The organism is Roseateles sp., from assembly GCF_047654805.1.
Lineage (GTDB): Bacteria > Pseudomonadota > Gammaproteobacteria > Burkholderiales > Burkholderiaceae_C > Pelomonas.
In genome coordinates, this window is sequence record NZ_JASGIV010000001.1 from 115,293 (window position 1) to 129,478 (window position 14,186).

Here is a 14,186-nt window from a genome sequence, read left to right on the forward strand (position 1 = left end):
TCGACGCAACGCCGGCCGGCTTGGAGCGGCCTGGTGCTCGGCCGGTGCGCAGTGATGGGTGAGGTCCGCATCATCGGGGGGCAGTGGAAGCGCTCCAAGCTGCCTGTGCCCGACGCACCGGGGCTGCGCCCCACGTCCGACCGCATCCGCGAGACTCTGTTCAACTGGCTGGGCCAGACGCTGGCCGGCTGGCATGTGCTGGACGCCTTCGCCGGCAGTGGCGCGCTGGGCTTCGAGGCGGCCTCGCGTGACGCGGCAGAGGTGGTTCTGGTGGAGCGTGACGCCCGGCTCGCCGCCGGTCTGCGCGCCAGCGCGCAGCGGCTCAAGGCCACGACGATACAGATCCACACCGCCGATGCGCTGGCCTGGATGCGCTCGCAGCCAGCCGGCCGGTTCGACCTGATCCTGCTCGATCCGCCCTTTGCCGCCGACCTGTTCGACGCCGCCCTGGCCGCTTCGCTGCCACTGCTGGCCGAAGACGGCCTGATCTACGTCGAGTCGCCAGGCGGCATCGCCGCGCCGCCTGGATTTTCCACCTGGCGTCAGGGCCGCGCGGGCGCCGTGCACTACCAAGTACTGCGTCGGGGCGAGAATCCTGCCATATGACGTCGCGCACCACCATCACAGCCATCTATCCCGGCACCTTCGACCCGATTACCCTCGGGCACGAAGACCTGATGCGCCGCGCCGCTGGCATGTTCGAGCGGCTGGTGCTGGCGGTGGCCGTGGGCCATCACAAGAAGACGCTGTTCTCGCTGGACGAGCGACTGGCCATGGCCCAGGACGTGGCCGCGCCGCTGGGTAACGTGGAGGTCATCGCTTTCGACGGGCTGCTGCGCGACTTCGTTCGTGCCCATGCCGGCCGTGTCGTGGTGCGCGGCCTGCGCACCGGGGGCGACTTTGAATACGAGTTCCAGATGGCCGGCATGAACCGCAAGCTCATGCCCGAGGTCGAGACCATCTTCCTGACCCCCGGCGAGCGCCACCAATACACCTCAAGCACCTTCGTGCGCGAGATCGCGACGCTGGGTGGCGAGGTGGCGGAGTTCGTGTCACCTGGCGTGCTGGCGCGGCTGGATGCGAAGTTCAAGGGGGCCTGAGATGGCGTGGCTGAGCGCCGACACGCGTGGCGGGAGCCGGCAAGGTCTGCCTGCCCTCGCCAGGGGGGGCGCATGCCTGCTGGTGCGCACCGCATTCGTCAGTCGGCCGGATGGGAGCAATCCATGGCGCTGATGATCACGGACGAATGCATCAACTGCGATGTCTGCGAGCCGGCCTGCCCGAACAACGCCATCTCCATGGGCGACGAGTTCTACAAGATCGACCCGGCCAAGTGCACCGAATGCGTGGGCCATTTCGACGAGCCACAGTGCGTGATGTTGTGCCCCGTCGCCTGCATCCCGATCAACCCGGCGCACATCGAGAGTCGCGAGACGCTGCTGCAGAAATACCAGCGCCTCACGGCCGCGGCTAGTTAGGGAACAGTGCCTTCAGCAACTGGGCCAGCTTGGCCCCGGCGATGGTCAGCTGCTGACGCTTGATGGCATCCGCCTTGGCGCTGTAGCCGCGAGGCAGGACCACTGTCCAGTGCGAGCCCTGCTTGGCCGAGAACTTCAGGCCCTCGAAGGCCAGACCGGCCTGCTCAAGCGACTGCGACGCCCAGCGGGCCGGCCAGTCGGCCGGATCGCCCCGGCTGAGGCGAATCTTGCGCGCCTCGGCCAGCCAGGCGGCATTCACGCGCTGGGGCTTGAATTTGTCTGGCACGCCGTCCCACAGCGTATGCAGCTTCAGCGGACCGAAGCCGGCGGCCACCGGCCCAGGCCCAGCCGTCGTGCTGGCAGGCGGAGCTGGGGGTTTGGGCGCGCCCACCACCCAGATGCTGTTGCCGCCCACGGTAAAGCTGTTCTCGTCCAGCCCGCTCTTGTCCGGGTCCACGCGCTCGCCTTGCGCGTCGAGGTAGACCGCACCGACGTGCAGGGGCTGGTGCAGGTCGCCCACCAGGTGCACGAGGACGAGCAAGGCCTCGCGCCGGCCTTCGAGGTTCGGCGGGCCGACCGCAGGCTTGCCCTGGAGCACCAGGATGGCGGTCCGCAGCGCGCCCACGACGTCATCGCCGCGCGTGCCGACAAAGCCTTGCAGGTAGCGGCTGCGCTGCAGCGCGACATCGGCGTAGTGCGTCTGGCGATGGCAGGCGTCCTCGTCCAGGCCGACCTGACACTGGCGGTCGTTGCGCTTCACATAGTCGGCCATCTCCGCGATGCCAGTGGGCGTCTCCAGCGGGGCGCACTCAGGGTACTTGCCGGGTGATGGGTAGGTGTAGTGCTGGCTGGGTGAAATGCCCTTCACGCAATCGGCCCAGACGGCGGCTTGCGCCAGCGTGAGGCCGTTCAGCAGCGCATCCACACGAGCCTCGGTCGGCGTGCCCTTGAGCAGCCCGGCCGCGATAGTTCCCACCGTGGCGTGGCCGTCAGCGCCCCAGGCATGGGCGTTCAGCGCGCAGCCGGCGAGCAGGGCGGAGGTGAGCAACTGGCGCATCGAGGGCAGGGGGTAGTGGTATGGCTCCATATTGCCGCGTGCGTCCTAAAGCCGCCAGCATTGGCCATAGCGGGGCGGGGGGGGCCAGCTGTCCGCCCTGGGCGCCTCGCCGGGCGACTCGAGCAGCCAGCGCCGCGCCAGCATCCAACCGCCGTGACCCACGGCGAGCGTCGCATCCGGAGGCCGGGCGGCGCGCGCCAGCAGCGCGGCCAGGCTTTCCCCTCCGCCTGGGCGGTGTTGCAGGAAGTCATCCGTCCAGGCCGTCAGCGAGGCGGCACCGATGTCGTCCCAGCGCCGACCGTCCCAGGCGCCGAAGTCCAGCTCCAGCAGCCCGGCATCGGTGCGGTGGCGCCAGCCCCAACGCGCCAACCAGACGCCGACGTCGGCGCAGCGTGAGCGCGGCGATGTGACGACCTCATGCGCCAGCCGGTGCCGGCGCGCATGGGCCTGAATGCGCCGCGCCAGCCGCTTGGCGCGGCGCCAGTGAACGGTTGGATCGCTGCCTGCACCGACGCACAGGCCGCTCACGCCCTCGGGGCGCGGGTGACGCCAGACGGTCAGTGCCATGCCAGCAGCCCCAGCAGCAGCGCGACCTCGCCGAACTGCTGCGTAGCGCCCAGCGTGTCTCCGGTATAGCCACCCAGGCGGCGATGCAGCCAGCGTGCCATCCACAGGCCCACGGCAGCGCAGGTGGCGAGCCCTACAGCCATTGCGGGCAGGAGCGTGGGGCGCAGTGTGGCAAGCAGTGCGCACAGCGCCAGCGCAAACCCCATCGTCAGAGCCAGCTCGCCCGTGCCGCTGCCACTGGCCAGAGGCTTTGCCTTTGCATGCTCCGGATCGCCTGCATACGGCAGTGCAGTCATCAACGCCACCGGCAGCGCGCGGCTGATGCCCTGCGTCCAGGTCAGCATCAGCGCAGCTGTCAGCGGGCTGGCCTGGGCCAGCGTCCACAGCGCCGCGGCCTTGAGCGCCAGCACCAGCACCAGCCCCAGCGCCCCATAGCTGCCCAGGCGCGAGTCCTTCATGATGAGCAGCGCCTTCTCGCGGCTCACGGCGCCGCCCAGGCCGTCGCAGGTGTCGGCAAGCCCGTCCTCGTGGAAGCCGCCGGTGATGTAGACACCGGCGGCCATCGCGAGCAGCACGGCGATGACTGGCGGCCACAGCTGCGCGGACGCCCACAGCACGGCGCCGGTCAGCGCGCCCACTAGCACCCCGACTGGTACGAAGTAGGGCGTGCAGCGGGCCAGCCACTCCGGCTCGAAACCTACCCAGCGTGGAATGGGCAGGCGGGTCAGGAACTGGAGGGCGGTGAAGAACAGGCGCAGGGGCAGCATCCACGCGAGTGTCGGCGAGGGATAAGCATCAGCGGCAGCTCTTGGCTGGGCGCGGGGTGATGGGTGGCGGCAGGTGGCTCCCTCGACCCGCCGGCATGAGTCGGCCACTTGCTGCGAAGGCGGATGCGAGGGCGCGCGGCGCTCCTACAGCCAACGCCTGACGGTGGCGGAGTAAGTTGCGAACTCGTGGCCGAATCGCTGCTCGAGCGCACGCTCCTCCGGTCGGATCTGAAACCAGTTCATGTATGCGATGAACGCCGGGATCAGCAAAGCAGCGGCCCAGTTGGCGAGGAAGGCGGAAAGTCCGGCGAGCGCAAGCACAAAGCCCAGATACATGGGGTTGCGACTGATACGGTAAATGCCCGTCGAGACGAGTGACGAAGACTGCTCCGGTGTGAACGGGTTGACCGTTGTGCTGTGGTTGCGGAAGGCAACGACGCCAGCCAGGGCCACCATTGCGCCGGCAAGAGCCAGCGCAATGGTCAGAGCGATCCGCCACGGAACCGCTACCGCAGCAGGCACGGTGTATGCGATGACTACCATCCCGCTCGCGAAGGCAAGCACTAGCGCCAACGGGGGAATTCTCAGTTCGAGTGCATGCATGTGATGGTGGGTTGAGCGGACGGGGAAGCGCAGGCGCTGCATCAGGCGTGCCTGGACGGGCGCTGGAAGCCGTAGTAGAAGGTCCATTCAGAGGCGATGTAGGCGACCGGGAACCCGGCAAGCGCAGGGCCGAGACCTAGCCAGGCTTCCAGATTGAACGTGCCGAGGGCCAGGACCTTCGCGGCTAGCACCGGCAACACAACGACGTAGGCCAGTAGTCCCAGGTACGCGGCTGCGGTGAGGCTGGTGCGCAAGGTGAGGCCAGGCTTGGCAAGGCGAAGGGTGCCTGCGATACAGCGACGCGGCAAGGTGTAGAGACGGTATGCGGCTGCGGCGAAGACGAACGGAAACGCCAGGAGTGGAATCAGAAACATGGAGCCTGACGATTGCGCCCGGTGTGTTGCTGGTAGGTCCCATTCGAGTGCCTTGCCCAGCCTGTTCTGACGATGTCGGCGGTGAGGCCGGGGACCCACTCGAGCTCTTGCAGAAGATCACCGTCGGCGTCGACAAGACACTCGCGCGTGCGTTGAAGTCGGAGCTTCGAGATTCCGTCTGAAGAGTGGCAGGCATGCGCATCGCCCCAGTGCGCTCCTGGCGGGATCTGGTCCGAGTAGCCGCGCGAGCCCGCCCGGTTGAGGCCGATGGGCAAGGTGCTGCCTCGAAGGCAGCGTTGGCCTGCGCGCTGCGCGACGATGCTGGGCGCCTGCCGGCCGACGCCGGTCGGCTTGAGTGGCTGGCTAGAGTTCATTTGTGCGCCTTTGCTGCAACCAGGCAATGCCAGCGACTACCGCCGGCAGCGCCGCCCAAAGCGGAATATAGAGAATCCAGGCGAGGCCACCTTCACGCGCAGGGACAAAGAACCAGCTCCACGCTTGAAACGCAGCAACAAGCAGCGCACTTGCAGCAAGCGCAGGCACCACGAAGTGCCGCCGTGCGGGAGCATAGATTGCAGCGATCGTCAGCACCACGAGCTGCGGCGCGGCGAGGTACAACCAGTTTGCGACAAGAAACCGTGGCTCAAACGATGGCGGTCCGTCGGAGTTGGGGGGGCGAGCAACGAGTAGCAGCACCGGCATCAATAGCGCCAGCAAGGCCGCGATGGAACTTGCGCGCAATGTCATGGGAGTCCTAGTCTGTTGCGGGACAAAGCGGTTGCTGCGGAATGCTGAAGCCGCCGCATGTGACTGCCTCCGCACGACTATGCCAACAAGACACTAGCGAAGGCGGCAGATCTTCAAAGGCTGTGATTGCCCCCGTGCGTCGGACTTCAGGTCTTCTCGCTGACCCCGGCTGTCTCGAAGCTGGCCATCTCGCGCAGCAGGTCGCAGGCCGACACCAGCAAAGGCCAGGCCAGCGCGGCACCTGAACCCTCGCCCAGGCGCAGACCCAGGTCCAGAAGCGGGCGCGCGCCCAGCGCGGCCAGCATGCGGCGGTGGCCTGGCTCGGCAGAGCAGTGCGAAAACACGCAGCACTGCAGCACGGCCGGTGCCAGCCGCGATGCCAGCAGGACCGCGCTGCCCGTGATGAAGCCGTCCACGACGACGACGCGGCGCTGCGCGGCGGCCTCCAGCACCGCGCCCGTCATCATCGCGATCTCGAAGCCGCCCATCGCGGCCAGCGCGTCCAGCGGCGCGTGCGCGTCAGCATGCCGCGCCAGAACGCGCGTCAGCACGGCCGTCTTGTGCGCAAGGCCGGCGTCGTCCAGGCCGGTGCCGCGACCCACGCAGTCGGCGAGCGGCGCACCAGACAGGCGCGCCAACAGCAGCGCCGCGGCGGAACTGTTGCCTATGCCCATCTCGCCCAGCAGCAGTGCATTGCCCGGCAGCGACTGCACTACCGCGCGGCCTGCGAGCAGGGCGGCTTCGCATTGCGCATGCGTCATCGCCGGGCCCAAGGAGCTGTCGGCCGTGCCGGGGGCGATCTTGCGGGCGATCAGCCCGGCGCGCGGTGCAAAGTCGTGGGCCACGCCGGCGTCGACGACTTGCAGAGCCAGGCCGTGCTGGCGTGCCAGCACGCTGACCGCGGCGCCGCCGGCGAGGAAGTTCTCGACCATCTGCCAACTGACCTCGCTTGGGTAGGCTGACACGCCCTGGGCCGTCAGCCCGTGGTCTGCGGCGAAGACCAGCAGTTGTGGTGCCACGAGGCGTGGCGTTTCGCTGCCGAGGATCAACCCCAGGCGCAGCATCAGCGTCTCGAGCTGGCCCAGCGCGCCGAGCGGCTTGGTCTTGTTGTCGATACGCCGATGCAGAGCTTCGGCCAACCCAGGCTGGTCGAGCGGCGTGATGAGGGGGATGAGATCGTTCATGAGAGCAGGTCGGCCAGCGCACCGGGTTTGAAATGGAGGTCGATGAAGTCGGCAAGGCCGTCGAAGACCGCGTCCAGGGGCTTCACGTGTTGACTGAACAATGCCTGCAGCACGGCGGGCTGCTCGAACAGGCCGTGGGCGTAAATTCCCAGCACCCGCCCCGCCTGCCAGCCTATGGCCTCGCCGCTGGCATTGCGCAGCGCGACACGGGGCGGCTCGAAGGCGGGGTGGGCGCGAGTGCGGCCATGGCGGATTTCGTAGCCGCGGGCGCTCACGTCGGCGAGTACGCCCCAAGGGCCGTCGAGCGTGCCGAAGCGGACAGCGGTGTCCAGCAGCAGCTTCTCCCGAGCGAACACCGTCACCAGTGGCAGCAGCCCCAGGCCCGGCGCGTTGCCGTCAACGCCTTCTGTATCGATCAGCGCTTCACCCAGCATCTGCAGGCCGCCGCAGATACCCAGGATGGGGCCGGTGTGCGCATTGATCGCTGCATCCAGCTTCTGCGCGCGCAGCCAGGCCAGGTCGGCGGCGGTGGATTTGGAGCCGGGCAGGATGATCCAGTCCGCACCGCGCAGGTCCTGTGGCGTGCGGGCCCAGGACAGGCGCACGCCAGTCAGCTGTCGCAGCGGCTGGAATTCGTCGAGATTGGAGATGCGCGGATAGGCGACGACGGCAATGTGCAGGCCGGCGCCCGTCGTAGCGTCGTCGAATACGCCGTCCTCTTCGGGCAGGCCGTGGCCGCGCCACATGGGCAGCGTCGCGACGGTAGGCACGCCGGTCAGCGCCTGCAGTTGCTCCGGGCCGGGCGACAACAGTGCAGCGTCGCCGCGGAAGCGGTTCAGTACGAAGCCACGCAGCAGCGCGCGCACGTCCGGAGGGATCAGTTGGTGCGTGCCGTACAGGTGGGCGAAGGCGCCGCCGCGGTCGATGTCGGCGACGAGCAGGCAGGCAGCACGGGCCGCGCGCGCGGTACCCAGGTTCACGTAGTCGTTGGCCGCGAGGTTGATCTCGGCAGGCGAGCCTGCGCCCTCAATGACGACCACGTCGTTCTCGGTCATCAGCTCGTGCAGCGCACCTTCCGCCCGCGGGCCCAGTAGGGCACTGCGCTCGCGCCAGGGCAGGTGCGCCAGTGCAGCATCGACTTCACCCAGCACGACCACCTGGCTTTGCGTGTCGGCCTCGGGCTTGAGCAGCACCGGGTTCATGCGCACCTCAGGCACGCGGCGCGCGGCAAGGGCCTGGAAGTACTGGGCACTGCCAATCTCGCCCATGCGGTTGTCTAGTCCCGGCACGACGCGCGCGTTGTTGCTCATGTTCTGCGCCTTGTAGGGCGCTACCTTCAGCCCCTGGCGGGCATACCACCGGCACAGCGCCGTGGCCAGCCAACTCTTCCCCGCACCGCTGGTCGTTCCCAGCACCATCACCGCTTTGCCCTGGCTCACGAATCCTCGCTTTCGATTTCCAGCAGCGCCTGCTGCAGCGCGTCCTGGCTGCGCCGCGGCTGCGCCGACACGCGCACCCAGCCTGGCAGGCCGAACGAGGCCGCGTCGCGCACGCGGATGCCCCGTTCACGCAGCCGCAGCGCGATGTCGGGCCGCGGCGGGCGTGCCAGCCAGAACGGGGTGCAGCTGGGCTGCTGCGTCCAGTCCAGCGTCTCCAGCATGCGTCGCTGGGCGATGCTCCAGTCGCGCAGCTGTGCGCGTGCGCCCACGAGCCAGTCTGCGGTGGCCGCGTCATGCCAATGCGTCAACATGGCCACGCCCTCTGCCGACAGCACCCAGCTCGGCGCCAGCGCCAGCGCGCTTTCCAAGGCCGCGTCCTCGGCCGGAGCGAGAAGGTAGCCGGCGCGAACACCCGTCAGCCCGAGCGCCTTGTTGGGGCAGACCAACTGCCAGGCGTGTGGCGGTACGGCCGGCGCCTCACCTCGCAGGCGCAGCGGTTCATAGGCGCGGTCCACGGCCAGGAGGTGCTCGTCGCCCAGCGTGGGCCAGGCCGTCAGGCTGGTGCCGGTGGGGTTGCAGGGCTCGCAGATCCATACCAGCGCCGGTACTGCGGGGCGGATGTCGGTGGGGCTGGCATAGGGTCGCACGGTCAGGCCCAGGGCCTGTGCGGCGGCGGCGTAGTCGCCGAATCCCGGCTGCGGCACCCAGACCTCGCGACGGCCCGTGCGCAGCGCGGTCGACGTCAGGCGGCGGATACCTTCGGAACCGCCCGCCGTGGGGAGCACGCGTTCGGCGCGCAGCCCATGGGCGTCGCCGAGCCGGCGGCGCAGCACGCCATAGGCCGGGTCGGGGTAGGCGCGGCGGTCGGCCTGCTGCACAGCACTTAGTAGCGCCGGCGGCGGGCCCAGCGGGCTGGCGTTCGTCGAGAAGTCATGTGTCGCATCAGGGCCGCCATCGGGGCCGCCGTGCTCCGGCATTGGAGGTCGCATCACAGTCCGCTCCTAAGGCTCCAGGCTAGCGTAGCCATCAGTGCCGTGCCAGTGATGACTGCCTGCCGGGCCGCTCCGCGTGCGGCCTGCAGGTCGCCGGCCCGGACGGGCCGGCCGGCCTTGTGCAGGGTGTAGACGCCGGGCTTGGTCAGCCGCAGTCCCAGCCGAAGCGCCATCGCGGCCATGGGCCAGCCACTATTGGGTGAGGGTGTGCTGCGGGCTTCGCGCAGCAGCAGACCCAGCGATGGCGGCATCAGCACCAAGGCCGTCAGCCGCGCCGGCAGCCAGGACAGCGCGTCGTCAGCCCTCGCGGCCCATTTGCCGCACCACTCGCGTTCGTCACGGTAGCCCCACATCGCGTCCGCCGTGTTCGCGAATCTGTAGACGGCCGCGCCGGGCAGACCGGCGACTGCGAACCAGAACAACGGCGCGACGACCGAGTCGTTCAGGTTCTCCGCCAGCGTCTCGATGGCGGCTTCGCGCACCTCGGTGGCGCTCAGCACCGAGGTGTCGCGGCTGACGATGCGCGATAGCCTGGCACGGCCGGCTTCCAGCGATTCGGCCAGAACTGTCTCCACGGCCATGGCCTCCTCCGCCAGCATTGCCCAAGCCAGCAGAGGCTTCAGCAGCAGGCCGATCAGCACGGCGGCGCCGATCAGGCGCAGTGGAGAGGCCCAGGGCTGCAGCGCGATCAGCACCCAGCCTTCCAGCCATAGCGCGATGAAGGCGACCAGCGCTGCGCCGCCAAGCCAGGCCAGTGCACCGGCGATGAAGCCCAGAGCCGGCGGCAGTCTGGCCAGCCTGAACACGTCCAGGTAGCGACCCATGCCAACGACCGGATGCGCCCACGTGGGCGGTTCGCCCAGCAGGCGGTCCGTCGCCAGGGCCACGGCCATTGCGAGCGGCAGCAGCAGGGTCATCACAACGGGGGCAGGCGCGCGATCAGCCCGGCCTTGAGCCGCTCCGGGCGACGGGCCCAGGCCAGCAGACCATCGCCGGGTTCCGCGTGCTCAGCGGCCACGGCCAGCAGAGCGTCGACGCTGGCTGCGTCTGGTGCCAGCCTGCCGAACAGATAGCTGTGCTTGCCCTGACCCTGCAATGCCGCTGCACAGCCTTGGCTGCAGGCCGCCATGCAGGCCTGGCCGCGAATGGGCTGCGTGAAGTCCCGTGCGAGCGCCTCGTTCTCGACCGCTTCCAGAAGCGCCTGACCCTCGCCATCAGCGCAGGTCGTGCATATCACGAGCGTGTTCATCAGTCTTCGATGCCCCGCTGCGCCGGCACACCGGCCTTGTAGTGATGTTTCACCAGCGCCATCTCGGTGACGGTGTCGGCCAGCGCTGTCAGCTCGACTGGCGCGCCGCGACCGGTCAAAACAACGTGCACATGCGGTGGTCGCTCGCGCAGGCAGGCCAGCACGGCGTCGAGCGACAGCCAGCCGTATCGCAGCGGATACATGATCTCGTCCAGCACAACGAGGAAATGCTCTCCGCCGCGGATACTGCTTTCAGCGCGCGCCCAGCCCTCGCGGGCCAATTCGGCGGAATGCTCCAGATCCTTGCTCTTCCACGAGAAGCCGTCCCCCAGGCCGATGATGGGCACGCCCAGTTGCTCGAACACACGATGTTCACCGAAGCGCGCGCTGGGCACCTTCATGAACTGGTAGATCAACACCGGCTTGCCGCGGCCATGGGCGCGCAACGCGAGGCCGAAGGCGGCCGTGCTCTTGCCCTTGCCGTCGCCGGTGTGCACGAGCACGAGGCCACGGCGTTCGGCAGGCTGCGACAGGCGCTGATGGTCGAGGGGAGGTTGTTCGATCTGCATGGCGGTCTAGAGGGTCTAGAGGGGCAGCGCCACCCAGCAGCCATCGATCTGCGCGATGCGCAGGCTGGGGCCGAAGACGCGCTTGAGTGCGTCGTGCGTCGTAGGGTCAGCGGGCGCGCCGGCATGGACGATGCGGCCGTTGGCCATCAGCACGAGGTGGTCAGCCTGCAACGCCAGATGCAGCTCGTGCAACACGCTGACGACGCCGTGACCGCCGGCGACGCGCTTTCGCACCAGCGCCATCCATTCGGCCTGGTGGGGCGGATCCAGGTGGGCCAGCGGCTCGTCCATCAGCGTCAGCGGGGCCTGCACGGCCAAGGCGCGGGCCAACAGCACGCGCTGGCGTTCGCCTCCCGACAGACTGCCCAGGCGGCGCTCGCGCCAGGCCCAGCTTTGCGTGGCATCCATTGCCTGCCTGGCCGCCGCATGGTCTGCCGCCGTGGGGGGCGCGAGCCAGGGGCGGTGCGGTAGGCGACCCAGCAGCACCACGTCCAACGCCGTCAGGTCGTCGGCGCCGGTCTCGTGCTGGCCCATCCAGGCGAGTTGCCGGGCGAGGGCGCGGGCGGGCCAGTCGGGTAGTGGCCGCCCCTCCAGCGTCACACGGCCCTCGCAGCGCTGCAGGCCAGCGACGGCGCGCAGCAGCGTTGATTTGCCAGCGCCGTTGGGGCCGACGATGGCCGTCCAGCGGCCGGCAGGAACGTCTAGTGCAATGCCACTGATGAGGTCACGGCCGTCGATGCGCACGCGCTCAATGCGGGCCTGCAGTGCCGTGCTCATTTCCGGGGGGCTCCTCGGCGGTGCATCAGCACCAGCAGGTAGACGCCGCCCACGAGCGCGGTAACCAGGCCCACCGGCAGCTCCTGTGGCCGGATGACGGCGCGGGCGATGACGTCGGCCACCAATAGCAGTGCGCCACCGGCCGCAGCCGACAGCAAGATGAGCCAGCCGTGCAGCATGGGGCACAGCGAGCGCACCAGGTGAGGCGACACCAGACCCACGAAGGCGACGATACCGGTCTGCGCGACGGCCGCGCCGGTGGCCAGTGCAAACGCGAAGATCAGCAGCAGCCGCACCAGGGGCAGGCGTACGCCAAGCGACGCGGCGGTGGATTCGCCCAGCGTCAGCGCGTCCAGCGCGGGGCTGGCGACCAAGCCCACGGCGAGGGCGGCGACGCCGCAGGCAGCCATTACGCCCACGCTGTTCCAGCCCAGCAGCCCGGTGTTGCCTAGCAGGAATGCCTGCATCGCACGCAGGATATCGGGCGCCCAAAGCGTTGCGAGGTTGGTCAGCGCGTTGAGCACCACGCCGACGACCACGCCGGCCAGCAGCAGCCGTAGCGTCTGTTCCACACCGCGCGCCAGCACCAGCGTCAGGCCCACGCCGGCCAGCGTGCCGACGAAGGCGATGCCGGTGAGGCCGACGTTGGCGAGCAGAGATGCGTTCTGCGCCGACATGCCGGTCAGCGCAAGAGCGATGGCGACGGCGAGCTGGGCGCCCGAGGCGCTGCCTAGCAGATAGGGATCGGCCAGCGGGTTGCGGAACAGGCCTTGCGAGATGGCGCCGGCCATGCCCAGCAATGCGCCAGCCCACCAGGCGCCCAGCGAGCGCGGCAGACGGATTTCCCACAGGATCAGGGCCATGCCCTCGTCGCCCAGGCTGGCCCAGCCGGTGCTGCCTGCGGCGACGCCGGCCAGCACGCCGAGGGCGCCGACTGCCAGCAGCAGCCCGAGCAGGACACCGGGGCGCAGAGTCACTGGGCCTTCTCCCGCAGGCAGCGGGCCATGATCTGTGCGGCTTCGGCCATGCGCGGGCCGGGCCGGGCCATGATGTCGCCCTCCTCGGGCTTGAAGACGCAGACGCGGCCGCTCCTGATGGCGGCGATCTGCTGCCACCCCGGACGCTGGGCAAGGCCTTCCGAGCCGCGCGTACCGATCATGATGAGGGCCGGGTCGGCCTTGACGACGAACTCGGGGTTGATCTTGGGGAAGGGCCCCAACTCGGGCGGGATGATGTTGCCCGCGCCCAGGCGGGTCAGAGTCTCGCCCATGAATGAGACGGTGCCGGCCGCGTACAGGCCTGGCGCGACCTCGTAATAGACGCGCATGCCGCGCGCCCGGGCTGGCACGCTGCCGGCCGCTGCGGCAACGCCGGCCTCGATGTGGCGCCAGACACGCTGTGCATCCGGAACGTCCAGCACGCGGCCTACGATGCCCAGCACACGCTGTACGTCGCGATAGGACTTGGGCTCCAGCACGATGACTTTCATGCCCAGCGCGCGCAACCGCTCGGCGACGCGCGAGGACACGGCCACCAGCACGACGTCGGGCCTGAGCGCCGCGATCATCTCGACGTTGGTGTCGTCTAGGCCGCCGAGCTTGGGCAACGCATTCACTTGCGCCGGGTAGTTGGAGTACCGGTCCACGCCGACCAGCCGGGCGCAGGCGCCCAACTCGCAGACCGTCTCGGTCAGCGATGGCAGCAGGCTGACGATGCGCTGCGGCGGCGTGACCAGCGTGGTCGTGTGGCCAAGATCGTCCTTGATTTCGACGGCCTGGGCGGGCAGGGCGCTGCCCAGCAGCAGCGCGATCAACAGAAGGCGTTCAAGCATGGGGAATGTCCTCGACGGGCCGCGTCCAGGCCTGGCCCGCGACCATCAGTGTCAGCTGGCCGCAGCACCGGGCCACGTCCTGGTTCAGCCGGCCCAGTTCGTCCACGAAGTCGCGCACCTCGCGGCCCAGCGGCGACACCCCCCAGCCGACCTCGTTGGATACGAAGATGACGGGTGAAGCCAGCCGCGGCAGCAGCGCCAGCAGCGAGTCGCGCTCGGCCTGCCAGCCCGGCTCGTCGCACGCGCCGCTCATGGGCATCAGCCAGTTGGTGAGCCATAGTGTGAGGCAGTCGACGATGACCAGCGTGCCGGCATCGTCGAGCTGCTGCAAGGCTGCACACAAGCGCTGCGGAGCCTCGATGGTCTCGAAGCCTGCAGGCCGGGTGGCGCGGTGGTGGGCGATGCGGGCGCGCATCTCGTCGTCGGCGGCCAGCGCGGTCGCGACGATCGCTACGTGGCCACCGTCGGCCTGCCAGCGCAGCGCCTGCCTTTCGGCACGCCGCGACTTGCCGCTGCGCTGGCCGCCGACGATGAGTTGATGTGCGCTCATCG

Annotated in this window: 19 protein-coding genes; 3 read left to right on the forward strand and 16 right to left on the reverse strand. The window is 69.2% G+C overall.

The annotated features are described in order from the left end of the window. The first annotated feature begins 54 nt into the window (after positions 1–54). From rsmD to QM732_RS00520, 3 genes are all read left to right on the forward strand, one after another. The gene (rsmD, locus tag QM732_RS00510) at positions 55–606 is read left to right on the forward strand and encodes a 16S rRNA (guanine(966)-N(2))-methyltransferase RsmD (protein ID WP_415654260.1); all 552 of its coding nucleotides are present in this window, start codon (positions 55–57) and stop codon (positions 604–606) included. Continuing rightward, entirely contained in the window at positions 603–1,100 is a 498-nt protein-coding gene (gene coaD / locus QM732_RS00515; RefSeq protein ID WP_415654261.1) for a pantetheine-phosphate adenylyltransferase, read from the forward strand. The genes rsmD and coaD overlap by 4 nt, the downstream gene beginning before the upstream one ends. Positions 1,101–1,223: 123 nt before the next feature. Beyond that, positions 1,224–1,478, forward strand: coding sequence for a YfhL family 4Fe-4S dicluster ferredoxin (locus QM732_RS00520; RefSeq protein ID WP_415654262.1), 255 nt, complete (start codon positions 1,224–1,226; stop codon positions 1,476–1,478). Here QM732_RS00520 and QM732_RS00525 read toward each other — a convergent pair. From QM732_RS00525 to cobU, 16 genes are all read right to left on the reverse strand, one after another. Next, on the reverse strand, positions 1,471–2,535 hold the full coding sequence (locus QM732_RS00525) for a S1/P1 nuclease (RefSeq protein ID WP_415654263.1): 1,065 nt from the start codon (positions 2,533–2,535) through the stop codon (positions 1,471–1,473). The two genes, QM732_RS00520 and QM732_RS00525, sit on opposite strands and share 8 nt — an antisense overlap. Positions 2,536–2,580: 45 nt before the next feature. Further along, entirely contained in the window at positions 2,581–3,102 is a 522-nt protein-coding gene (locus tag QM732_RS00530) for a histidine phosphatase family protein (protein WP_415654264.1), read from the reverse strand. Further along, complete coding sequence (gene cobS / locus QM732_RS00535; protein ID WP_415654265.1) at positions 3,093–3,869, reverse strand: adenosylcobinamide-GDP ribazoletransferase; 777 nt, start codon at positions 3,867–3,869, stop codon at positions 3,093–3,095. Before cobS ends, QM732_RS00530 begins: the two co-directional genes overlap by 10 nt. A gap of 144 nt (positions 3,870–4,013) precedes the next feature. Next, on the reverse strand, positions 4,014–4,514 hold the full coding sequence (locus tag QM732_RS00540) for a methyltransferase family protein (RefSeq protein ID WP_415654266.1): 501 nt from the start codon (positions 4,512–4,514) through the stop codon (positions 4,014–4,016). Beyond that, entirely contained in the window at positions 4,514–4,846 is a 333-nt protein-coding gene (locus QM732_RS00545; RefSeq protein ID WP_415654267.1) for a hypothetical protein, read from the reverse strand. The genes QM732_RS00540 and QM732_RS00545 overlap by 1 nt, the downstream gene beginning before the upstream one ends. Before the next feature lie 363 nt (positions 4,847–5,209). Beyond that, the gene (locus QM732_RS00550; RefSeq protein WP_415654268.1) at positions 5,210–5,593 is read right to left on the reverse strand and encodes a hypothetical protein; all 384 of its coding nucleotides are present in this window, start codon (positions 5,591–5,593) and stop codon (positions 5,210–5,212) included. Positions 5,594–5,739: 146 nt separating this feature from the next. Next, positions 5,740–6,777 (reverse strand): nicotinate-nucleotide--dimethylbenzimidazole phosphoribosyltransferase, encoded by a 1,038-nt coding sequence (cobT, locus tag QM732_RS00555; RefSeq protein WP_415654269.1) that lies wholly within the window; start codon positions 6,775–6,777, stop codon positions 5,740–5,742. After that, entirely contained in the window at positions 6,774–8,195 is a 1,422-nt protein-coding gene (locus tag QM732_RS00560) for a cobyric acid synthase (protein ID WP_415659313.1), read from the reverse strand. The genes cobT and QM732_RS00560 overlap by 4 nt, the downstream gene beginning before the upstream one ends. A gap of 17 nt (positions 8,196–8,212) precedes the next feature. Next, the gene (locus QM732_RS00565; protein ID WP_415654270.1) at positions 8,213–9,205 is read right to left on the reverse strand and encodes a pyridoxal phosphate-dependent aminotransferase; all 993 of its coding nucleotides are present in this window, start codon (positions 9,203–9,205) and stop codon (positions 8,213–8,215) included. After that, positions 9,205–10,125, reverse strand: a complete 921-nt coding sequence (gene cbiB / locus QM732_RS00570) for an adenosylcobinamide-phosphate synthase CbiB (RefSeq protein WP_415654271.1) — start codon at positions 10,123–10,125, stop codon at positions 9,205–9,207. Before cbiB ends, QM732_RS00565 begins: the two co-directional genes overlap by 1 nt. Then, complete coding sequence (locus QM732_RS00575; protein ID WP_415654272.1) at positions 10,125–10,457, reverse strand: DUF1636 family protein; 333 nt, start codon at positions 10,455–10,457, stop codon at positions 10,125–10,127. The genes cbiB and QM732_RS00575 overlap by 1 nt, the downstream gene beginning before the upstream one ends. After that, a complete protein-coding gene (gene cobO, locus QM732_RS00580; RefSeq protein ID WP_415654273.1) occupies positions 10,457–11,026 on the reverse strand; it encodes a cob(I)yrinic acid a,c-diamide adenosyltransferase in 570 nt (189 codons plus the stop codon). The genes QM732_RS00575 and cobO overlap by 1 nt, the downstream gene beginning before the upstream one ends. 15 nt (positions 11,027–11,041) lie before the next feature. Next, complete coding sequence (locus tag QM732_RS00585) at positions 11,042–11,803, reverse strand: ABC transporter ATP-binding protein (protein WP_415654274.1); 762 nt, start codon at positions 11,801–11,803, stop codon at positions 11,042–11,044. Next, on the reverse strand, positions 11,800–12,780 hold the full coding sequence (locus tag QM732_RS00590; protein WP_415654275.1) for a FecCD family ABC transporter permease: 981 nt from the start codon (positions 12,778–12,780) through the stop codon (positions 11,800–11,802). Before QM732_RS00590 ends, QM732_RS00585 begins: the two co-directional genes overlap by 4 nt. Continuing rightward, positions 12,777–13,634, reverse strand: a complete 858-nt coding sequence (locus QM732_RS00595) for an ABC transporter substrate-binding protein (RefSeq protein WP_415654276.1) — start codon at positions 13,632–13,634, stop codon at positions 12,777–12,779. The genes QM732_RS00590 and QM732_RS00595 overlap by 4 nt, the downstream gene beginning before the upstream one ends. Then, positions 13,627–14,184, reverse strand: a complete 558-nt coding sequence (cobU, locus tag QM732_RS00600; RefSeq protein WP_415654277.1) for a bifunctional adenosylcobinamide kinase/adenosylcobinamide-phosphate guanylyltransferase — start codon at positions 14,182–14,184, stop codon at positions 13,627–13,629. The genes QM732_RS00595 and cobU overlap by 8 nt, the downstream gene beginning before the upstream one ends. Between the last annotated feature and the right edge of the window lie 2 nt (positions 14,185–14,186).